This window comes from Leucobacter sp. GX24907 (assembly GCF_053567335.1).
In genome coordinates this window covers 263,279-284,649 of the sequence record NZ_JBSGPD010000004.1, presented here as the reverse complement: position 1 = coordinate 284,649, position 21,371 = coordinate 263,279, and the positions used below count along the sequence as shown (strand labels likewise).

The following is a 21,371-nucleotide window of genomic DNA, read 5'->3' as shown; positions in this document are numbered from 1 at the left end:
TGAGGCTGGCCGACCAGATCTTACGATCGGCGGGCGGTCAGCGGCAATGCAATACCCGTAACAATCAGCAGAGCCGCGATAGCCAAACCGAAGGCTGGAAGAGAGCCACCGGTCTTGCTCAGAGCGTCCTTCGTTGCCGATTCCTGCGCATCCGAAGCGCTGGGCGCCTCCTCAACAGTGACCGTCTGCGCCGCATCATCAATATCGGTGTGCTCAGCCACAGCATCCTCACGGTCACCCGCAACGTCGCCCTCGAACAAACACTCGAACGCCACCAGATCAGACCCGGAATACCCCTCGGGAACCGTGAACTCGAGATCGATCTCACCGTTCGCCTCAGTCGGAGTGAACGTCCGCTCCGCTGTGATCCCGGTACCCGAACCATCGGCCTTGTCCATCAACTCACCCGAAACGGTGTACTCAGTACCCGGCACCAGGTTCTGGTAGGCGACCGTGTCACGCACGACACCACCATTCCAAGCCAACACCCGATCACCATCAGCAGTATCCACAAGCGACGTACCAATCACCGGCTCCGAAGCGCTGGGCGCCTCCTCAACAGTGACCGTCTGCGCCGCATCATCAATATCGGTGTGCTCAGCCACAGCATCCTCACGGTCACCCGCAACGTCGCCCTCGAACAACCACTCGAACGCCACCAGATCAGACCCGGAATACCCCTCAGGAACCGTGAACTCGAGATCGATCTCACCGTTCGCCTCAGTCGGAGTGAACGTCCGCTCCGCAGTGATCCCGGTACCCGCACCATCGGCCTTGTCCATCAACTCACCCGAAACGGTGTACTCAGTACCCGGCACCAGATTCTGGTAGGCGACCGTGTCACGCACGACACCACCATTCCAGGCCAACACCCGATCACCATCAGCAGTATCCACAAGCGACGTACCAATCACCGGGAAGGACTCTTCTTCGGCGGTCCACTCAACTGCCGCAGCCGCCGAGGTCTCCGTGGAGTGATTCGCGACGATGATCCGAGTCTGCGAATGGTTATCAGTGGTCGGAGCACCGCCCCCCGTGGCAGGGGCAGAGAGCACGAGACCCGAGGCCGAAGACCCCTGCGCGAACGCGGAGACCGTTGCCGAACCTGCAGCGGTGTCTCCACGCAGGTCGAGATACAACTGCTGGCCGTCGACGACCGCGTTCGTGTCGATCGGAGCACCAGCCGCGTCGACGATCGTGTGCGCGGGGTCCGCCACGACCCGGACGGTCGCTTGGTTCGTCGCAACGGTGAATGGACCGACCAACGAATCGGCGGTCTGCGCGGTTGCGGGCCCGGTGACCGACACTGTGGTCTCGAAATCCGCCGGAGTCAGCCCGCCACTGGCATTCGCACCGTTCACGAGGTACCAATACGCCGTCTGCGAGTCGGGGGTCTCGAACGACCAGGAGGCATCCCAGGTCAAGTCGGTGTAACGCCAGATCGCGTACTGCGTCGCCTCGATCGCATCATTGCGAGAAATCCCCGGCACCCCGGATGCCTCGCCGAAGGCCTCGAGACTCATCGCCGGATAGGAGTGCTTCAACACCCACAGCACCTTGCCCTGGATCGCAGGGTCGGCAAAGTAGTTCGAGCCCAGGTAGTCTCCCAGATCTCCGACCGAGCCCTCGAGTCCAGTCCGAGCGGAGACGTCATGCTCGAGGCAGTAAGTCCAGAAATCCGGTTCTCCGGGGTTCGCCGGGTCAGCCGGTGTCTCTGCCCAGACCGGCCAGAGCCCGGTGCCTCCATAGCCTTCCTTGGCCCCGATCCAAGCAGTGCCACCCGCCTCAGGTTCGGCTTGAGCAGCGGAAGTCGACAGGACCAGAGCACCCATCATCATCACAACTGCTGCGAGGCCCGCCAAGGCCCGTTTCAGTATTCCTCGGCGCGGAGACCGAACTCCTACCGAATTGATGTCCTTACTCATACGGTTTCAATCTCTCATTCGTTATCTGAATCATTTGATCCTAGAAGTCGCCGTGAAATGACCTGGGTACTTGTGTACATCTGGTGATGTGAGGGTCAGTGGCCCGAAGCATCCTGACATGCAGTCGGGACGCTTCGGGCCACTGTCACCGGAATCGACTACTCAGTGCTGTCAGGGATGCGACTGCTGTCCGAGCGACGAGCCCTCGCCGCGATGACCACGGCACCCGCGACCACCAGGAGTAGCGCGATGCCACCGACGAGCAGCATGCTGGGACCACCTGTCGAGGCGAGCAGCGGATTGGTCCCAGGCGTGGTGGGAGCCACCGGCGCCTCGGGGGTCTCGTGAGTCGTCTCGCACGGATCATCCGGCGTGCAATCCTCAGGGGGTATCGATCCCTCGCCCACGACCACGTTGCGGATCGTCGCACCGAACGCATCCTCGTTGATCACCACTGAGTAGGTGATCGTACGAGTCTCGCCGGCCGCGAGTTCCCCGATGTTCCAGGTGATGGTATTTCCTGAACGTGCGGCAGTGCCTCCGTCGTCTTCGATGAACGATCCGAACTCGGCGTTATTCAGCACATCGCTGAGATCATCGGTGACCACGACATCGTCAACAGACTTCTGCGAGGCATTCACCGCTGTCAACGTGTAGTTCACGGTGTCACCTGTCTTCACCTGACTTCCCGAAGCCGGGTCCGACGTCTTCGACAGCGACCACTCGCCTGGAGTGCCATGCGAAGTCTCACACGGATCATCCGGCGTGCAATCGGTCGGCGGAACCTCGCCCTCTCCGGTCACCACGTTACGGATCGTCACTCCCTTCGCGTCGTCATTGATGACGACCGAGTAACTGACCGTCCGGGTCTCGCCTGCAGCAAGCTCCCCGACATCCCACGTGATCGTGTTCCCGGACCTGACTGCCTTACCACCGTCGTCTTCGATAAACGATCCGAACTCGGCGTTATTCAGCACATCGCTGAGATCATCGGTCACCACGACATCGTCAACAGACTTCTGCGAGTCGTTCACCGCTGTCAGCGTGTACGTCACCGTGTCACCGACATTGACCACAGTCCCGGAGGCCGGGTCAGAGGTCTTCGACAGCGACCACTCAGCAGGGGTCTCGTGCGTCGTCTCGCACGGGTCATCCGGCGCACAGTCCTCTGGCGGCACGTCGGCGTCGCCGGTTACCGAGTTTCGAATCGTAACGCCGAGCGCATCCTCGTTCACGGTCACCGTATACGTCACGGTGCGGGTTTCTCCCGCTGCGAGCGTGCCGACATCCCAAGTGATGTCGTTGCCGCTACGTGTCGCCTTGCCGTCATCGTCCTCAACGAACGTGCCGAACTCCGCGTGGTTCAGCACCTCGCTCAGATCATCGGAAATGACGACATTCGTCACCTGATATTCCGAATCATTCGTCGCGGTCAATGTGTAGGCCACCGTGTCTCCCGGGGCAACCTCGGATCCCGAAGCCGGATCGGAGGTCTTCTCCATGGTCCACTCGCCCTGCTGCAACGTGTTCTCAATATCACCGAGAGCGTAGGTGAAAGTACCCGCATCAACATTCGCCGGGCTCATGTTCACATCGATCGGCTCTTCGAGAAGAGCGTAGTCCTCAGGCGCGACCACTTCGGTGAGCGTGTACTCACCCCACGGGATGCCGGTCAGAGTGAACTGTCCAGCTGCAGGATTCTCATCCGCGCCGATACACGGGAGGCCGGTGCAGTCGGTGATCGCCATCGGGAATCCATCACGGTCATCTCCGTCAGCAGCAGCGAGCTGCCACACGGACCCTGACAACAGATCTCCAGTGGTCTCGTCAACCTTGTTCCAGGTCAGATCAGGGATCACCTGAATGCCGACCGGCGTCTGCTCAATCGGCAGCGTCGACCGCCCAGAGGAGGCCTCCTTAGCCACGATTGCCGCGTTGTTCCACGCGACTCCGTCGAGTGCGTCGCCTTCTGTAACTGCGGTGTGCACGTCGAGCTGTACTTGCTCGGCTTCGCCGGCTTCGAACACGCGATCGCCGAAGTCGATTCGGATCGCAGTCACCGCGGAGAAGTCACCGCCGGGAGGCGATGCAGCCCAATCATTGTCGCAGTCGGCCGGTGCACTCGCCACCGCACCGCCACCGGTGCCGGCAAGGTCGCCACGGCACGGATTGTCGCTCACCGAGTACTGCACCGACGCGCCCGTCGGTGCATCTACCGCACCGGTGAGTCGGACCGGGAACTCCGAATTCCTCGGTTCAGAACTCCCCGGGAGAATCAGAGTGTCACCTACGTGCGGCAGAATGTCGTACGCGACAACATCCGTGATATTGACGGAACCGGAGTTCGCGATGTTGATGACGTAGTCGCCCCCAGCGCCGATGCTCGTCGCTCCGATACCCGGTGCCTCGATCGGCTGCTCGTCGTAGGCGCCCTGCACCGTCTTCGTTACCTTCGCACCGGGAACGGGGAGCACCGTGTAGTTCGCTTGCGCAAGACATCCGATCGCAAGGTTGCGATCGGAAGTCGGATTCATATCGACATCAACCATGGTACCTGTCGAGCAGTTCAAGTAGGTCTCACCAATACCCGGGCCAGCTTCATCACTGGTGACGAGATAGTGATTCGTGTAGGTGCCGGCTGAAGTGCCGTCCTGCACCGTCACTGCAAAACGCGCGAATGCACTCGGATTGCCTACCTGCATGCCAGGCGCAATATCGGCGTCTGGGAAGGTGATCGTGATCCTCTGACGATCCTCGCCGTCGAAATCGACCGTTTCGACGTCGACGGCAGGTTCCCCCAGATCCGTGACGAAGTTTGCGCTAGAGCCGCCGGCATCCGCTGGGACGATCTCGAGTGACTCCGCGTCGAACACGAGGTTCGCCGGCAGGAACTCAGTAATGGTCGGGGTGAACGTCGACGGCGAGACAACGCTGTTCGGTCCCTGATTCGAGCGCTGAATCCGAAGGTCAACCGTCAGGGAGTTGCCGGTCTGCACTGCCGGTACGGCCGGCGGAGTCCCCGGAAGCGTCGGATCGTAGATCGACTTCACTGGACGCAGATTGACAGGCTCGGTCATCACCTGGCGATAGCCGCAGATTCCGCCGTTGTCTCCAGCGACCTGTGGCATGTGCGCCTCCTGGTCCCAGACGCGCCCATCCTGGAAGGTGATGGTGTTGCTGATCGGGCAGTTCTCGACTGTGACGAACCAGGGGTGCACATCAGATCGGTCGACGTCGAGATCGGGATTATGGTACTCGGTGTCGACGTTGTCGGTTGTCAGATCCGGATTGGGGGTGCCGTGGATGAAGATCCGGCCTCCCCCGAACGCCGGGATCTCGGTGTCGACCTCGATCTTGGTGATCCATTCGCCGGACGGAACGCCCGGGGCCGGAGTCGCTCCGCCCGTCGTGCCCACGCAGAAGCGTTTCGTCTCATCACTCGCGTCGGACCCGGCGGGGATGGTGCACACCCCGGTGGTTCCGGCATTCGTCGTCCAGGCGATGTCGAGCTCGGGCAGCGCCCGGTTCGCAGAGAAATTCAGATCTATGAACCCAGGGGTCGCGCAGTCGGTATCGTCGGGATCCATGGGAGACACGAGTTCGCAGGGCATCATGTCGACGAACTGCCAGCGTGCGGGCTGGGAGTCCAACGACGTGCCGACCAGCTCGTAGATCATGTTCTGGTTGCCCGGGCTGATGCCTCGATAGAGCGGGTTGCCTACGGCCCAATCGTATCCGGGCCCCTTGGCGACCGTCGCGCCCGCGCTTCCCTCACGAAGGCCGTGCGAGGTGGAGTGGTCGGAGCTCAGCTCGACGTCGGGCTGCCCCCACGCGTTCGCGGTGGCGACCACGGAATTCGTGACGGCCGTCGGGCTGGGGTCGGCGGCGAACTCGGGCGAGGGGTATTTGACCGTGACCTGCGGCGGACTCCAGCCGAACACTCCGGAGCCCGTGTTGCACGCGTAAGGCGCGGTGTCGCTGATCGAGGAGCCGAAGTTCCAGGTTACGGTGTTCGTCGCGGGATCGTATGCGCCGCCCATGGTCGCCGAAACGAACTCGGCGCCGGGCTCCAGCGTGTCGACGAGCGTCAGATTCTCGAGCGCCTGCACCCCGAGTGTCGAGCAGACGTCGGTCATCCGCTGGCTGTACTGCGTCGGATCGCCGCCCGAGGGGAACTGCGTCTCGTAGCCGACCATGATCCGGTAGGTCACCTGCTGCTCCACGTAGGGCACATCGGTCGGCGAGCTCTTTCGCTTCGACGTCCTCAGCGAGACCACGGACTCCACGACGGTCCGCTCGACACCGTCCGCGTTCGCGGTGACAGTGGTCGCTCCATCCGCAGTGAACGTCGCGACCGGGGTGATGGTCGCGCCATTCGGAGTCACGGAATTCGGCGGGGTCAGCGTGAAGGTGACGGTGCCGGAGGCGCCGGTGTTGACGACGGACGGTAGGTTCCACACCAGCACTCGGTTCGGAGCCTCGCCCTCGATCGCCGACGTGCCGCCGGTGATTCCGCTCTGGCTCGTGATCGAGAGAGGAACCCCGTCGGGGAACGCGTCCGAGCCGGGCATGCCCGCGGGTACCGGAACCTCGATGCGTCCGTTGTCGCACGTGCCGGAACCGGAGCAGTTCCACTGGACTCGGAAGCTGGCACCCTCGCCCGACTTCACCGTCGGGTTGACTGCCTGCACAGATAGGTTCAGCGTGCCCCCTGCCGCTTGAGCCGGTTGGGCATTCGCCGGGAGGAGCATCCCGACAAGCGTGAGAGCCGCCATGAGCGCCAGGATCGTCCGGCCCCTCCGTGCGGGCTGTCGACCTGCTAAGAACCTTCGTCGACGGCCTCTCTCCATGAGTGTCGTCACAACGTTCCCCTTCCATCTCGCCCGAAGCCCTGAACGCTTCAGCTGCTATCCGCGGCTGAATAAGCCGCATACAGGTTGAGAGTCACCATACGTCAACATGTGACGCAGGTGTTGAATTTTTAATTCTCCGAAGCCTTGGGTGACAACGCCTTGATCTCAGAAGGCCACCTCGGGCGATAGATCTTGGAGGTCTGCGTCACTGTTTCAAGATGTCCGACTCTCTTCGACTAAGGGGAGGACTCTGTCCACTAGGTCTGGTGCATTCCTTCGCAATCGGTCAGGATGATTCCCGGGGAGAGGATCACGATGGAGGACGATCGAAGTACGCACGATGCTGCGTCCACATCTTCAGAGATCGATGCGGCGCTACTCACGCGGCTGCGCAACGGCGATGACAGCGCATACACCGCACTGTGGACAAGGCACATCGATGCGGCGCTGACGCTTGCGCGCAATTGCGTCTCGCAGGATGCCGAGGATCTCGCCTCCGAAGCGTTCCTCAGGGTGTACCACCAGGTGACAGTCTCGGGCAACGGCCCTCAGCAATCGTTTCGAGCCTACCTTTTCACGGTGATCCGCAACCTCGCTGCGAAATGGGAAGGGGCACGAAACCGAACAATCACGGGGCTCGACGTCGAGGTTCTGAATCTTCCGGAACTCGTAGATGCACAGGACGGACTCGCTGCTCTGAATGGCCAAGCCGAGGCCGACGAAGTGCTCGAGGCTTTTCGCGCCCTCCCTGAGAGATGGCAGCGAGTGCTCTGGCTGGTCGAGATAGAGGACGCGTCACACAAGCATGTCGCCGCTGAACTGGAGATCAAGCCCAACGCCGTCGCAGCATTACTGGTCCGGGCCAGGAAAGGACTGAAGCGGGAGTGGCTTACCGCCCAGATCCCGCCCCACCTCCGAACCGACGACTCCCACACCGCTGCGCTGCTACCCGAGATGATCACCAGTGAACGGCCACTCAGCGCTGCGAAACGGCGGAGGATCGAGTCGCATCTGCCTGACTGCGATGAGTGTCACATACTGTTCGAGAGTTTGCGGGCCACATACCAGTCGACTCGTTCGAAGAGCCTTAAAGCCTATGGTTTTGCAGCCCTTGCGGGGGCGATCCCCGCAAGCAAGGCCGGTCCCCTCGTCGACGGTGGAACCGCGGCCGGCGTCACGACGCTCGGAGGCGGAGGCGCACTGCTGGTCGGCGGCATGACCGGCGCCGGCCTCCTCATCGGAGGCGTGCTCGTCGCAGGCCTCACGCTCGGGAACCTGTTCCCCAGCGTCGCATGGACCTCGTCCGACGACAGAAGCACGTCTTCCACTTCCACGGCGGATCCGGGAGACGACGCTGGGAAGCGGAGCGGCGACCGAGCCGACGATGCCGAGAACACCTCGCGGACGCATGAACCCTGGAAGGGGGTCGCGACCACGATCGCCCCCGAGGACGGCGGCCTCCCCGCCCCCGAAGCCGGAACCGAAGACCGCCTGGGGCGGGGCAACACGAACCCCGACATCCCCGAGCCGATTTTCACCCGGATCCCAGAGCAAATGGAGACGCTGACCCGCCCTCAGCCCCTAGGACCTGACGACGACTCGCCCGGCCCGCGGGGCTCCGGCGACGACTCATCCACCGAGCTGACCCCCGGCCTGTCCACGCCGAGGACCGTGGAGGACTACCATGCTCCCGTTCTCGCGGGACACACCTCCTCCGGCGCCTCGGTGATCGTGGAGTTCGAAAACGCGCGGTACGCGCCGACCGTCGCGGAGAACGGCTCGTGGTCCTTCGACCTGCGGCTGCTCTCCTCGCGTGCCGGAACCTACGAGTACACTGTCTGGGCCTTCACCGAAACCGACAGTTCCCTCGCCGAGACGGGATCGTTCACGCTGCTCCCGGTCGATGTTCGCGGGCTGCTCCCGGAAATCGGCGAGCAGATGCTCATCGACGAGGCCCGGTCCACGGGAGTCGTGATCGAGGTGACCGGACCGGCAGCGGGCGCGGTGTGCCTGGCGCTGCCCTTCTCCGATGAGTACGCCGTCATCGACCTGGGAGAGAGCGGTACCACGCGGATCCGCCTCAGGTTCTTCGAGAACGGGTTCTACGCGCTCAACTTCCGGGTCTGCTCCGACGAGTACTTCACGGTGTCCACCGAGCGCTTCGTTGCGGTGGAGGATCCGGATGTGCTGTGGGAGCCGTGGGCCCCCGACCCGACGTTGGATGCGATCGAGATCGAGGTGCTCGCCGACCTCTGAGACGGCGCGGGAGGATCGGCCGGACCGCTTGCAGCGCATCATCCGCGGTCGAGAATGCGGTCGGGACCCGACGCCAGGGGGTGCGCAAGGTCCCGACCACAGTGGTACGGCAGCACAATCGGGGGACTGCGTGGAGAACTGCCGTCCACCCTATGAGAGTCTGAACGACTCAAGTGATGACGACGTTAGACGAGAAAATTCCTGCGGAGACTTCGACCTGCCCGGTGGGTCATCCACGACCGGAAACTGCGGCCCGCATACTCGCGGCGAGCGCCCGCGAACTCGACGGATGAAATAGTCCTGCGAGGACGTCGCGGTACAGCCGCGCGAGTTCGCTGTCAGCCTGAAACCCGCGTGCCCCAACGAGTCGCATCGCGACATCAATAGCTCGACGCGCTTCATCGGTAACTCGATTGCGGCATGCCGCGAGCGCCAGGGGCCAATCAGTTCGTGGGCGCTGCTCGTCAATGTCTCGCGCCAGCAGTTCGAGAGCCTCGAGTGAGGATCGATGATCGAGCAGGGCAGCCGTGAGCCGCGAAGCGGTGTCGGGGTCATCGAGACGGACCTCGTCCGCATCATCTCGCTGCGCTCCCGTCGGCGTACGCGCGGCTTCACTCGCGATCTCCAGCGCACGGTCTGCGATCCCCGCGTAGACTGCGGCTGTCAATAGGGAGAACGAGGAGAAGATGCCGAGCACCAGCGGGTGCGTCCCCTCGAAGGGCGGCATCACCGCTGCTACGTCCGAGTCGGCCATGCGAACTCGGTCGAGCACGGTCGTCCAGCTCTGAGTCGCACGCATGCCCAGCGGGTTCCATTCCCCCGGATGAGTGATACTGCCGTGTACGAGGCCCGAAGAGCCCTCTGTCGTATCGCCGATCCCGTTCGCTGCGGCGAGCGCCGTTCGATCTCGGCGCACGAAACCGAAGACGAGCTCCTCCGTTCCCTCCTCCCGTACGTCGGTCGCGGGCTGTTGATGCTTCGCGTGCACGCCGAGTCGAGTCCACACCGGCGACAGAGTGGTGAAGATCTTCGTCCCACTGATCTCGTACCCGTACTCCTCACGCACGGCAGTCGAGACAGCATCCATGAGCACGGCATCGTTCCCTGCCTCAGAGATACCGAACGCGAAGACTTCCCCCGCGACCGCATCATCCAACACCCAGTCGAGCGTGTCGATGTCACGGTCTGACAGGAATCGGGCGACCTGCACCCACACCAGATGCATATTGATCCCGAGGGCGGTGGCCGGAGCTGCTGTCGCGAGGCGGCGTTGCGCGGTGACCAGCTGCTCGAGCCGGAGCCCCGCTCCCCCGAGCTCCTCTGGCACGGGTGCGCTCAGATACCCTGTCTCGCGCAAGTCGGCGAAGTCTTCCGCGAAGAAGGCGTTCCGAGCGTCGTAATCGCCGGCGCGGCTACGCAGGTCTTCGAGCAACGAGTCGGGCAGCAGGTCTTCGATCGTGCGTGCGCTCATGCAATTCACCCTATCGACGCTTCCCGAAGAGTACAGAAGTGCACCTAGCCCTGTTTCCCCTCCGGAGTCTCGCTACGTGGTCTTGAAGGGAGGCAGAAGTTGAGCGGAGAGATCCTACGCTCACCTCCGCACCGGCTTCTGGGCCCTACGGGGGTGCGCAGGCTCAGTGCTACACTTCGCCTCACCCTGGCATGTGCTCACTGTCGAGGCAACAGGACTCGAAAGGTATTTACTTCATGGCCGACATTCGTATTCCTGCTGCATTGCAGCGTTTCGTCGACTCGATCAACGAGGCCGATACAGACGCTTTCGTTGCGGCCTTCACAGCCGAGGGTTTCGTTGATGACTGGGGTCGCGTACTGAGCGGACCAGAGGGCGTGCGCTCGTGGGCCATGAGTGACGCCATCGGAGCTGGGGCGCAGATGACCATTCTCGAGGCAAGCACCTCAGATGATGTCACGGAGGTCAGGTTCAGGTGGGTAAGTCGCGTCTTCACTGGCGAATCCACCGCATTCGTGACTATCGCGGGCGACCGGATCGCATCGTTCCGCATCCCTCCACACGCGTGAGCTCCGCCCTACTCGGCCGTTTCGGCCTCATACGCATGTCGGGTCGTGACCCACACGAGTCGTATCGCGTGGCGAGCCCTCTCGAGCTCTTCTTCGATCTCGTATTCGTGATAGCTGTTTCTCAGGCCTCGCAGAACCTCCACCACGGTATATCGGAGGGTCACGCAGCCTCGACCACGCTCGCCTACTCGATGATATTTTTTGCAGTCTGGTGGGCGTGGATGAACTTTACCTGGTTCGCATCAGCATTCGACACCGATGACTGGCTCTACCGTCTCACCACCATCGTGCAAATGGGTGGCGTCTTGGTCCTCGCCGCAGGAGTGCACGACGCTATGGCCGCGGGCAACTGGGGCACCGTGACCTTCGGGTACGTGATCATGCGGCTCGCGATGGTCACCCAATGGGTGCGGCTCGCGATATCGGACCCTTCGCTGCGCAGAGTCGCTCTCCGCTACGCAGCCGGCATCATCGTTGTGCAGTGTTTATGGGTGCTTCGCATCGTGTTTCCCCCAGAAGTGCAGTTCTGGACATTCTGGCCTGCGATGATCCTTGAACTGCTCGTCCCAGTTTGGGCAGAGCGTGCTCGAGCAACGCCATGGCACCCGCACCACATCGCCGAAAGATACAGCCTGTTCGTACTGATTCTCCTAGGCGAGAGCCTGCTTGCCTCGGCGAACGCAGTGATCGACGCATTACAAGAGGGTGATCACATCGAAGGCATTGTGGGCCTTGCCGCTGCGGGTCTCGTACTGGCAGCTGGGGTCTGGTGGATGTATTTTTCTCACGAGCACGGAGACCTCCTAGACTCGCCCCGCACCGGGTTCGCGTTCGGATACGCGCACTATTTTCTGTTCGCTGCCGTCGGAGCAATCTCAGCAGGCATTGAGGTTGAACTGGACCTGCTCACCGGCCACTCTGAGTACCTTTCCCCGGGAACAGCATCGCTCGTACTTGCGGTGCCCGTCGCGATATTCATGGTGGTGGTCTGGAGTACTCTCCTGCGCCCCAGGCTCTCGGCAATAGCTGCTGCAGTGTTCCTCACAGCTGCGGCAGGAACCCTCGCATCGGCGCTGCTACCAGTGGTCACCGTCATCGGCTCCGCGGCCAGCGTGGTCGCTGCAGTCACTGCGATCGAGGTGCACCGTGCACGACGCACGACTCCCTCCTGAGCCCAGAGCACAGCTTCGGGAGCAAGGCTGAGACCGGGGTCGATTCCCCACCAATACCACGCACCTGTAGCTCGACTACACGCTGCCGAAAGGTCCGTCAAGCTACGAGTGTAGAAATTTATGAAATCTTTACTCTCACCGCAAATATCCACCAGCCGCTGGATACAGTGGATGTGTGACTGATGCAAGAGTGATTCGGACCCGAGCTGCGCTCGATAACGCGATTATCGAGCTCGCGGCGCGAGCCCCGATGTCCGACATCACGGTCTCCGAGCTCGCAGCAACAGCTGGGATCAACCGAGTGACCTTCTACAAGCATTTCAACTCGCCCAACGAGGCGCTCTCGGCCGCGCTCGACCGCGATCTGGCGCCCGTGCGCAAGGCTTGGGCACGCACTTACGAGAGCAACGGCGAGCAGACCCTCACGCACCTCGAGCAGGCTCTGCTCAGCATCCTCGATCATGTCGACCGCTTTCGTCCGGTCTATGAGACCACGATCTCCGCCCCGCACGACGGGGTGGTTCAGAACCTCCTCGCAGACAGCCTTACCGAGTTGATCCGCATGTATCTCGCAGAACGCTCGAAAGCCGAACCGCCCCTGCCCGAGATCGACCTCGATATCGTCGCACGACTCCTCGCGCACGGCCTCACCGGCGGAATCAAGGCGTGGATCCTCTCCGGAACCTCGGATCGCGCCCGATTCACCACCGCGGCGTTGTCAAGCGCTCCTCCCTGGCTCGTCCCCTCAGGCTGAGATTCTCAACCGAACCATCAGGTTCTTCAGTATCCTCTGAATGCAACAGTCTCTTCCGCTGAGACCAGAAAGGCCGCATCATGACCGACGCACGTGTGATCCGCACCCGTTCAGCCCTGCACGAGGCCGTTGCCGACCTGGCGACCGACACCTCTGTTGCAGAAGTCACCGTCTCTCAGCTCGCCGAGACTGCCGGTATCAACCGGGCCACCTTCTACAATCACTTCGACGCTCCCGCAGACGTACTCGCCTCACTGCTGGCATCAGAGCTCGATCCGATCCGCGATGAGCTGTACTCTGCGATCGACGCCGAGCAAGAGGACCCTCGCATCATCTTCCAGAACGTGCTCGAGCAGATCCTTGCGCACGTCGAGTCGCATCGCGCGATCTACGACACCTCATTCAACGCACCCGCTGAGAATACCGCTCAGCACGTGCTCGCCGACCACCTCACGGACTCCTTCCGCGGATTCCTCGCGAGCTATGTGCCCCACACCATCGAGTATCGCGAGCTCGACGACGAGGTTCTGGCGAGCTTCTACGCCCACGGATTCGTCGGTGCGATCCAGGCTTGGCTGCGCGAGGAGAGTGTAAGTCGCGAGGCTATGCGCCACACCGTGCTCGAGATTCTGCCTTCGGGATGGTTCCCTCCCCGCGCATAATCTTGATTGAGCTAGCGCCAGTGAGCCTCATCATGCGCACCGAGAGCAGGAGGCGGCGGCCCGTATTGGGCCGGAGTCTTGGAGAAGTGTATGGGTGTGGCAATCGACCGGAGCGTATGCTCAGAGCCGTCTGAGTCGGCAGCCGACGTCTCCGCGACTGCACCCAACCCGAGGCTCTCAGCGAGTTCGATTGCCTGAGAGATCGTGTTCACGCGCCCTGCCGGCACGTTCGCTGCAGTGAGCGCGGTGATCCAATCTGACGCTGTCCGCCTCGCCAGATGCTGCTCGAGTAGCTCGCGCAGCTCTGAACGATGCGCCACCCGTGAGGGGTTGTCGATGAATCGAGGGTCGACCGCGAGGTCAGGCGCACCTATGGTCTCGCACAGCCTGACGAACTGCCCATCGGTGCCGACTGCGAGCGCGATCTGCTGATCAGCAGTGTGGAATGTTTCATAGGGCGCGATCGATGGGTGCGCATTGCCGAGCCGACCCGGTGAGGCGCCCGTCTCCAGGGTCGATGATGCCTGGTTCGCGAGCGCCGAGAGCAACGATCCGAGCAGAGTGACCTTGACGTGTTGCCCCTGTCCGATGGTCGGAGAGTCCTGTCCGTCGCGCGCACGCAGGGCGGCCTGGATGCCGATCACCGCGTTCAGCCCCGTGATGATGTCGACCAACGCGACGCCGACCTTCGTGGGTTCCCCACCGTCGTCGTCGCTCTGACCGGTGATACTCATGAGTCCGCCGACCGCCTGAACGAGCAGGTCGTAACCGGGGAGATCTGCTCCTGCCTCGTCCCCGAAGCCCGAGATCGAACAATAGATCACCTTGGGGTTCACGTGCGAGATTCGCTCGTATCCGAGCCCGAAGCGTTCCATGCTCCCGGGTTTGAAGTTTTCAATGACGACATCGGCGGTCTCCGCCAACCCGCGTGCGCGGGCGAGTCCCTCGTCACTGCGCAGGTCGCAGACGACAGATCGCTTCCCGCGGTTGACCCCCGCGAAGTAGGTGCTCTGACCCAAGGCATTCACGGGCGGCCTCCACTGGCGCGTCCCGTCACCCTCTGGGCTCTCGATCTTGATCACGTCGGCACCGAGGTCGGCGAGCATCATGGTCGCGTGCGGGCCGGCGAGTACGCGCGAGAAGTCGGCCACCCGGATGCCCGACAGCGGGCCGTTGCCTCCCATCTCAGCGGAAGGCGGGAATGCCGGTGAGCGCCTGCCCGATGACGAGCGTGTGCATCTCGACGGTGCCCTCGTAGGTCAGCACTGATTCGAGGTTGTTGGCGTGCCGAATGACGGGATACTCGAGCGAGATGCCGTTGGCGCCGAGGATCGTGCGCGACGTGCGGCAAATCTCAAGCGCCTCGCGCACATTGTTGAGTTTGCCCAGGCTGACCTGTTCGGGGCGCAGTCGGCCCGCGTCCTTCAGACGACCGAGGTGCATCGCGAGCATGACGCCCTTGGTGTATTCAAGCGCCATGTCGGCGAGCTTCTGCTGGGTGAGCTGGAAGCCGGCGATGGGCTTGCCGAACTGCTCGCGCCCCTTGGCGTAGTCGAGAGCAGCGTAGAGCGAGGAGCGGGCTGCGCCCATCGCACCCCAGGTGATGCCGTAGCGGGCCTCGTTGAGGCAGGCCAGTGGTCCCCGCAGCCCCCGGGCCTTCGGTAGCATGGCCGAGGCGGGCAACCGCACCTCATCGAGCACGATCTCTCCGGTCACCGAAGCGCGGAGCGACATCTTGTGCTTGATCTCGGGTGCCGAGAACCCCGGTGTCGAGGCCGGCACGACGAATCCGCGAACGCCGTCCTCGGTCTGCGCCCATACCACCGCGACATCGGACACCGGCGAATTGGTGATCCACATCTTGCTGCCGTTGAGGATCCAATCAGCCTGCTCCCCATCACCATCTCGGCGCGCCTTCGTCTTCATCGAGCCGGGGTCGGAGCCATGATCAGGTTCGGTGAGACCGAAGCAGCCGATAGCCTCACCGGTGGCCATACGCGGAAGCCACTCGTTCTTCTGATCCTCGCTGCCCCACTGCCAGATGGCGTACATCGCGAGCGATCCCTGCACCGACACCAGCGATCGCAGACCCGAGTCGCTTGCCTCGAGCTCGAGGCAAGCGAGTCCATACTCGGTAGCCGACATCCCCGCGCAGCCGTAACCTTCGAGGTGCATACCGAGCAGCCCGAACGATCCGAGCTCTTGTGCGAGTCCTCGAATATCGGGAATCTCACCGGCTTCGAACCACTTTCCGATCTCCGGATCGATTCGATCGGCGCACAGCTGACGCACTGCGGTCCGGATCTCCTTCTCGTCATCGCTCAGCAAAGTGTCGAGCGAGGCGGGATCGAGCGGATCGAATGCGGGAAGTTCGGCAGTAGCACTCATGGGTGATTTCTCCGGTTGTGGGGTCGGTGCGCGAAGTGACGCGCATATCTCCCTCCAGTTTGGCGTGGATCGGCCATGATGTGAAGTATCGAGATCGGTGCCCTGCAATACCTCAGAGGTATCGCAGACTTCTCAGAGCTCAGGTCGGCGTCGAATACAGCGCTGCAGCGACCTCCGCTACTGCAGCAAGCGCAGGATTCTCGTCGTCGCTGCGCCAGGCGAACCGTGTCTGCACGGTCCCCAGGCTCGGCTGCAGCGGCCGGAAGACGACCGCATGCGCAGGAATGCTCGCCCGCACACCCGAAAAGGTCAGCGCCAACCCGACACCAGCGTCCACGAGCAGCAGCTGCGTCGCCGAGTCCTCCACGGTCTCGACGATCCGCGGTACAAAGCGGCCATGCGCGCCAAGCATCTGCAAACGGTTCGCGAGCGTCGCTCCGCGTCCCCCGGGCAGCACGACCCACGGCTCTGCCGCAACATCCTCTGCAGTGACCGACTCGGCAGCCGCCAACGGATGATGGTCGGGCAGAGCAACCAGCAGTTCTTCTTCTGCCACGACCACAGACGACACATCATCCGGTAAGTAGTCCCATCGCCCCAGAATCGCATCGATTGCCCCCTCGCGAACTCGCGCCAATCCGCGATGCGACAACTGCAAGCCGTGCAGCTCAAGCGTCAGCGAGGGCCGTTCCGAGCGAAGACGACGGACCAGCGCACTCACAACGCTGTTCACCGAGGCTCCCGAGAAACCGAGACTCACTCGTCCTGCCTCGCCGTTCTGCACGAGCCGCGCAAGGTCGCTGATGCGCTCCGACTGCATCACCAGTTCCCGAGCCGGTTCGATGAGCGCACGCCCGACCGGTGTCAGATCAACCCGGCGCGGGCTTCGCACAAAAAGATCAGCACCGAGCTCCCGCTCGATAGAGCGGATCAGACGGCTGAGCGGAGGCTGCGCCATGTGGAGGCGCTCCGCGGCCCGCCCGAAGTGCAGCTCATCAGCGACGGCCAGAAATGCTCGCGCCTTGTGAACCTCCATGCCTCAGTCCACTTCCTGTTTCACGCCCCGGAGATCCGACTATCAGTACAACTGGAATTGCGCGCTGCCCGTGCCCTTCACACCAGCCGCCGTGACGTGCAGATGATAGGAGGCACCGTCGGCCGCCACCGGATCACGAGTGATATCGCAGGTTTGCGCACTCGACCTCGTGCGATCCCAAGCAATCTCCTCGGTCTCGAGCACCTGCCCGGGCTTCAGCGCCACCGCGAGATTCTCCGGGTTCTCCTGACAATCGACCGAGTTCCACACCTGATCAGACCCACTCGTCACCTCGAACTGCATACCGGCGGTACCGAGGTCGGCTGAGCATTCATCATCACCGGTGTTCTCGATCGTCATTGACAGCTTCGGAAACTCGCCTTCCGCGTAACTCGACTCGTTCGTGACCGGAATGACCTCGAGATTCCCACCCTTGCAAGCCGGAATCTCGCCCTCTTGCTGCTCGACGGCCGCTCGCTCCTCGGCGTCGAGATCGCTCGGCATCGACACTTGCGAAGCCGACTCGACGCGGGATTGGGAGCCGGGCTTCACAATGATCAACACAACGGCGGCGATAACTCCGAGCAGCGCGGCGAGCACAATGATTCTGCGCCGGATATAGACCTTCCGGTCCTTCGGTCCCACAGGGTCTCGCAGCGACGACATGGCCTCAGGGTAACCGGGAGCCGATGTGCGACAGCGGAGACGCGCGCAGGTTCGTGAACCTCGCAGCTTCGCCTCGGTGACCCGCCCTCAGTGATCACTCACTCACTCGGAGGAGAACCCGTGACGATCAGCTGGTTGCTTGGAGTTCGAGGGTCTTCACCATCCGGGTGTTCCCGAGCGTGTTCGGCTTGACCCGGGCGAGATCGAGAAACTCTGCGACACCCTCGTCGGGTGAACGCAGCAGTTCCGCGTAGACCTCGCTCGCAACGAGTTCGGTGTCTTCACCGACCGGCTCAAAGCCATGCCTCGCAAAGAACTCCACCTCGAAGGTCAGGCAGAACAGTTGGGTCAGTCCGAAGCCCGCAGCGCGCTGCTCGAGCGCGGTGAGGAGCCGATGTCCCACGCCCCGCCCCAGCCATTCCTCGGCCACTCCGAGAGTGCGGACCTCGCCGAGATGTTCCCACAGCACGTGGACAGCACCGTATCCGACCACTTCATCGTCAGCATCAACTGCGACGAGAAATTCTTGGATCGCCTCATAGAGCACGACGAGGTCTTTGCCGAGGAGAATACGTCGCTCGACCAGTGGCTCCATGAGTTCGACCATGCGCGGCACGTCTCGCGTGCGTGCGGGGCGGATGCTGATCTCGGAAGCCGACGTCATGCATTCAGCCTATCGATCGAAATGAGCGCAGTTCGTCACCTCCCATGCCCTGGGCCGGAGCGCCGACGCTCAAGCTCTCAGTGCTTCGCGTTCGGGTCGTGTCCCGGGTGATCGTCGCCGTGCGGCTCGTGCAGAACGTGCAGCGCACCCTTCACATCACCATGGAGGAAGTCGTCGACGAGCTCGTCGACCGCGACTGCCTCGTCAGTGCCCGGCACCAACTCGACCCGAATCCCCGTGCTGTGCTCTTTCTTATCCATACCTCATGCTACCGCTCCGGCAACGCATGCCGGTAGACCACGAGAGGCGGGGTCGGTCAACTGCAGGCACGCGTGCAGCATTGGGTCTCACAGAACACAGAAATGGGCCCGGGTCGAGACCCGGGCCCATGCTTCAGAAAGTGTCGGCGTTATGCCGCCCCATTCTCCGTCGTCGAAGCGGTCGAGGCCACTGCCGCTGCGGCCGAAGCCGTCGACGCACCATCGCCGGCATTGTCACGGTCAGCTGTTTCGAAGGTGAACGCGCCGTCCACGAAGCCGACCTTGACCAGGTCGCCGGCCACCAGCTCCGATCCCAGGATCTTCTCGGAGAGAGGATCCTCGATCTCGCGCTGCATGGCACGGCGCAGCGGCCGTGCACCGAGCGTCGGATCGTAGCCGACCTCGATGAGCCGTTCCTTCGCCGACTGCGAGATCTCGATACGCATGTCGCGATCGTAGAGGCGATCACGCAGGTTCTTGATGAACAGGTCGACGATCTGCAGCAGCTCTTCCTTGGAGAGCTGCGGGAAGACGATCGTGTCGTCCACGCGGTTCAAGAACTCCGGCTTGAAGTGCTTCTTCAGCTCGTCGTTGACCTTGCCCTTCATCGCGTCGTAACCGATGCGGGCGTCGCCCTCGATCTGGAACCCGACCGGGCCTCCGGCAATCGCCGAGGAGCCGAGGTTGGTCGTCATGATAATGACGGTGTTTTTGAAGTCGATGACTCGACCCTGGCCGTCCGTGAGGCGGCCTTCCTCGAGAATCTGCAGCAGCGAGTTGAAGATATCGGGGTGAGCCTTTTCGATCTCATCGAAGAGCACGACCGAGAACGGCTTACGGCGCACCTTCTCGGTGAGCTGGCCGCCCTCTTCGAAACCGACGAATCCGGGAGGGGCTCCGAAGAGTCGCGATACCGTGTGCTTCTCGCCGTACTCCGACATATCGAGCGAGATCAGGGCGTCCTCGTCGTCGAAGAGGAACTCGGCAAGCGCCTTGGCGAGTTCCGTCTTGCCGACACCGGTGGGGCCGGCGAAGATGAACGAGCCCGACGGACGCTTCGGGTCCTTCAGACCGGCCCGCTGGCGGCGGATCGTCTTCGCGAGAGCCGAGATCGCCTCGTCCTGGCCGATAACGCGCTGATGCAAGGCCTCTTCCATGAAGCGAAGACGGGAGGTCTCCTCTTCGGTGAGCTTGAACACGGGGATACCCGTGGCCTGAGCGAGCACCTCGGCGATCAGCCCTTCGTCGACCTCGGCGTTCGTCGTGACATCGCCCTTGCGCCACTGCTTCTCGAGCTGCAGGCGCTCGGCGATGAGCTTCTTCTCCTCATCGCGCTTGCTGGCGGCCTTCTCGAAGTCTTGATCTTCGATCGCCTGCTCCTTGTCGGCGCGGACGACCGCGATCTTCTCATCGAACTCGCGCAGCTCGGGGGGGCTCGAGAGGATCGACAGACGCAGACGCGCGCCGGCCTCATCGATCAGGTCGATGGCCTTGTCCGGCAAGTAGCGGTCCTGCACGTAACGATCCGCAAGGTTCACTGCGGCCACGATGGCGCCATCGGTGATCGAAACCTTGTGGTGCGCTTCGTAACGGTCGCGGAGACCCTTCAGAATGTTGATCGAATGCGGGATCGACGGCTCGTTCACTATGATCGACTGGAAGCGGCGCTCGAGGGCAGCATCCTTCTCGAAGTGCTTCCGGAACTCATCGAGCGTCGTCGCACCGATCGTCTGCAGCTCGCCGCGAGCAAGCATCGGCTTCAGAATGTTGGCGGCGTCAATAGCTCCCTCGGCAGCGCCCGCACCGACGAGCGTGTGGATCTCGTCGATGAAGATGATGATGTCGCCTCGGTTGCGAATCTCCTTGGTGACCTTCTTCAGTCGCTCCTCGAAGTCGCCTCGGTACCGACTGCCGGCGATCATCGAACTCAGATCAAGCACGTAGACCTGCTTGTCTTTGAGCGTCTCTGGCACTTCACCCTTGACGATCGCCTGCGCCAAGCCTTCGACGACCGCAGTCTTGCCGACGCCGGGCTCACCGATCAGCACCGGGTTGTTCTTCGAGCGACGCGAGAGGATCTGCATGACCCGCTCGACTTCCTTCTCGCGACCGATCACCGGGTCCAGCTTGCCCTCTCGGGCAGCCTGGGTAAGGTTGCGACCGAAGTTATCGAGCACCTGCGAACCCTTGGCTTCGCCGGTGGTCTCCGGGGCTCCGACCGCGACCTGCTCCTTGCCAGCCTGATAGCCGCTCAGCAGCTGAATCACCGTCTGGCGCACACGGTTGAGATCGGCGCCGAGCTTCACGAGCACCTGCGCGGCAACGCCTTCGCCTTCGCGGATCAGCCCGAGCAGGATGTGCTCAGTACCGATGTAGTTGTGGCCGAGCTGAAGCGCTTCGCGGAGCGAGAGCTCCAGCACCTTCTTCGCGCGCGGCGTGAACGGGATGTGACCCGCGGGAGGCTGCTGACCGGTGCCGATGATGTCGGTCACCTGCTCGCGCACGGCGTCGAGCGAGATCTCGAGCTGCTCGAGCGCCTTAGCCGCGACACCCTCGCCCTCGTGGATCAGCCCGAGCAGGATGTGCTCAGTACCGATGTAGTTGTGGTTGAGCATCTTCGCCTCTTCTTGGGCGAGCACCACCACACGCCGGGCGCGGTCCGTGAATCTCTCGAACATTTCACTCCTCCTGTAGC

Annotated in this window: 15 protein-coding genes; 5 read left to right on the top strand and 10 right to left on the bottom strand. The window is 62.7% G+C overall.

The window, feature by feature from the left end:
• Positions 1-20: 20 nt before the first annotated feature.
• Together ACUYV6_RS08220 and ACUYV6_RS08215 are read right to left on the bottom strand one after the other, a co-directional pair.
• A complete protein-coding gene (locus ACUYV6_RS08220) occupies positions 21-1,832 on the bottom strand; it encodes a VaFE repeat-containing surface-anchored protein (RefSeq protein ID WP_449278171.1) in 1,812 nt (603 codons plus the stop codon).
• A 251-nt stretch (positions 1,833-2,083) separates the two neighbouring features.
• Positions 2,084-6,700, bottom strand: a complete 4,617-nt coding sequence (locus ACUYV6_RS08215) for a DUF7927 domain-containing protein (RefSeq protein WP_449278170.1) — start codon at positions 6,698-6,700, stop codon at positions 2,084-2,086.
• Between the two features lie 393 nt (positions 6,701-7,093).
• Here ACUYV6_RS08215 and ACUYV6_RS08210 point away from each other — a divergent pair, with 393 nt between their 5' ends.
• Entirely contained in the window at positions 7,094-9,034 is a 1,941-nt protein-coding gene (locus ACUYV6_RS08210) for an RNA polymerase sigma factor (protein ID WP_449278169.1), read from the top strand.
• Positions 9,035-9,263: 229 nt separating this feature from the next.
• Here the strand turns inward: ACUYV6_RS08210 and ACUYV6_RS08205 are convergent, their stop codons facing one another.
• Positions 9,264-10,505 carry an acyl-CoA dehydrogenase family protein gene (locus tag ACUYV6_RS08205; RefSeq protein ID WP_449278168.1) on the bottom strand — a complete coding sequence of 414 codons (1,242 nt, stop codon included), beginning with the start codon at positions 10,503-10,505 and terminating at the stop codon, positions 9,264-9,266.
• A 236-nt stretch (positions 10,506-10,741) separates the two neighbouring features.
• Between ACUYV6_RS08205 and ACUYV6_RS08200 the strand changes: the two genes are divergently transcribed.
• From ACUYV6_RS08200 to ACUYV6_RS08185, 4 genes are all read left to right on the top strand, one after another.
• Positions 10,742-11,074 (top strand): nuclear transport factor 2 family protein, encoded by a 333-nt coding sequence (locus ACUYV6_RS08200; RefSeq protein ID WP_449278167.1) that lies wholly within the window; start codon positions 10,742-10,744, stop codon positions 11,072-11,074.
• Between the two features lie 68 nt (positions 11,075-11,142).
• Complete coding sequence (locus tag ACUYV6_RS08195; protein ID WP_449278166.1) at positions 11,143-12,246, top strand: low temperature requirement protein A; 1,104 nt, start codon at positions 11,143-11,145, stop codon at positions 12,244-12,246.
• A gap of 175 nt (positions 12,247-12,421) precedes the next feature.
• Positions 12,422-13,000 (top strand): TetR/AcrR family transcriptional regulator, encoded by a 579-nt coding sequence (locus ACUYV6_RS08190; protein ID WP_449278165.1) that lies wholly within the window; start codon positions 12,422-12,424, stop codon positions 12,998-13,000.
• 80 nt (positions 13,001-13,080) lie between these two features.
• Complete coding sequence (locus ACUYV6_RS08185; protein WP_449278164.1) at positions 13,081-13,662, top strand: TetR/AcrR family transcriptional regulator; 582 nt, start codon at positions 13,081-13,083, stop codon at positions 13,660-13,662.
• Positions 13,663-13,673: 11 nt separating this feature from the next.
• Here ACUYV6_RS08185 and ACUYV6_RS08180 read toward each other — a convergent pair whose 3' ends face one another.
• The 7 genes from ACUYV6_RS08180 to ACUYV6_RS08150 all read right to left on the bottom strand — a co-directional run bounded on the left by ACUYV6_RS08180 (position 13,674) and on the right by ACUYV6_RS08150 (position 21,354).
• Positions 13,674-14,846, bottom strand: coding sequence for a CaiB/BaiF CoA transferase family protein (locus ACUYV6_RS08180; protein ID WP_449278163.1), 1,173 nt, complete (start codon positions 14,844-14,846; stop codon positions 13,674-13,676).
• A gap of 1 nt (position 14,847) precedes the next feature.
• Positions 14,848-16,050, bottom strand: a complete 1,203-nt coding sequence (locus ACUYV6_RS08175; RefSeq protein WP_449278162.1) for an acyl-CoA dehydrogenase family protein — start codon at positions 16,048-16,050, stop codon at positions 14,848-14,850.
• Between the two features lie 139 nt (positions 16,051-16,189).
• Positions 16,190-17,086 carry a LysR substrate-binding domain-containing protein gene (locus tag ACUYV6_RS08170; protein ID WP_449278161.1) on the bottom strand — a complete coding sequence of 299 codons (897 nt, stop codon included), beginning with the start codon at positions 17,084-17,086 and terminating at the stop codon, positions 16,190-16,192.
• Positions 17,087-17,128: 42 nt separating this feature from the next.
• Positions 17,129-17,752 (bottom strand): hypothetical protein, encoded by a 624-nt coding sequence (locus tag ACUYV6_RS08165; RefSeq protein ID WP_449278160.1) that lies wholly within the window; start codon positions 17,750-17,752, stop codon positions 17,129-17,131.
• Between the two features lie 127 nt (positions 17,753-17,879).
• Complete coding sequence (locus ACUYV6_RS08160; protein ID WP_449278159.1) at positions 17,880-18,416, bottom strand: amino-acid N-acetyltransferase; 537 nt, start codon at positions 18,414-18,416, stop codon at positions 17,880-17,882.
• A gap of 77 nt (positions 18,417-18,493) precedes the next feature.
• Positions 18,494-18,676 (bottom strand): hypothetical protein, encoded by a 183-nt coding sequence (locus ACUYV6_RS08155; RefSeq protein WP_449278158.1) that lies wholly within the window; start codon positions 18,674-18,676, stop codon positions 18,494-18,496.
• A gap of 149 nt (positions 18,677-18,825) precedes the next feature.
• The gene (locus ACUYV6_RS08150; protein ID WP_449278157.1) at positions 18,826-21,354 is read right to left on the bottom strand and encodes an ATP-dependent Clp protease ATP-binding subunit; all 2,529 of its coding nucleotides are present in this window, start codon (positions 21,352-21,354) and stop codon (positions 18,826-18,828) included.
• Positions 21,355-21,371 lie beyond the last annotated feature (17 nt).

Bases quoted from the DNA above. Each gene is read 5' to 3' on its own strand.
- ACUYV6_RS08165 (WP_449278160.1), bottom strand. From the start codon at position 17,752: ATGTCGTCGCTGCGAGACCCTGTGGGACCGAAGGACCGGAAGGTCTAT.
- ACUYV6_RS08210 (WP_449278169.1), top strand. From the start codon at position 7,094: ATGGAGGACGATCGAAGTACGCACGATGCTGCGTCCACATCTTCAGAG.
- ACUYV6_RS08220 (WP_449278171.1), bottom strand. From the start codon at position 1,832: ATGGGTGCTCTGGTCCTGTCGACTTCCGCTGCTCAAGCCGAACCTGAG.
- ACUYV6_RS08150 (WP_449278157.1), bottom strand. From the start codon at position 21,354: ATGTTCGAGAGATTCACGGACCGCGCCCGGCGTGTGGTGGTGCTCGCC.
- ACUYV6_RS08200 (WP_449278167.1), top strand. From the start codon at position 10,742: ATGGCCGACATTCGTATTCCTGCTGCATTGCAGCGTTTCGTCGACTCG.
- ACUYV6_RS08185 (WP_449278164.1), top strand. From the start codon at position 13,081: ATGACCGACGCACGTGTGATCCGCACCCGTTCAGCCCTGCACGAGGCC.
- ACUYV6_RS08175 (WP_449278162.1), bottom strand. From the start codon at position 16,050: ATGAGTGCTACTGCCGAACTTCCCGCATTCGATCCGCTCGATCCCGCC.
- ACUYV6_RS08180 (WP_449278163.1), bottom strand. From the start codon at position 14,846: ATGGGAGGCAACGGCCCGCTGTCGGGCATCCGGGTGGCCGACTTCTCG.
- ACUYV6_RS08205 (WP_449278168.1), bottom strand. From the start codon at position 10,505: ATGAGCGCACGCACGATCGAAGACCTGCTGCCCGACTCGTTGCTCGAA.
- ACUYV6_RS08155 (WP_449278158.1), bottom strand. From the start codon at position 18,676: ATGGATAAGAAAGAGCACAGCACGGGGATTCGGGTCGAGTTGGTGCCG.
- ACUYV6_RS08160 (WP_449278159.1), bottom strand. From the start codon at position 18,416: ATGACGTCGGCTTCCGAGATCAGCATCCGCCCCGCACGCACGCGAGAC.
- ACUYV6_RS08215 (WP_449278170.1), bottom strand. From the start codon at position 6,700: ATGGCGGCTCTCACGCTTGTCGGGATGCTCCTCCCGGCGAATGCCCAA.
- ACUYV6_RS08170 (WP_449278161.1), bottom strand. From the start codon at position 17,086: ATGGAGGTTCACAAGGCGCGAGCATTTCTGGCCGTCGCTGATGAGCTG.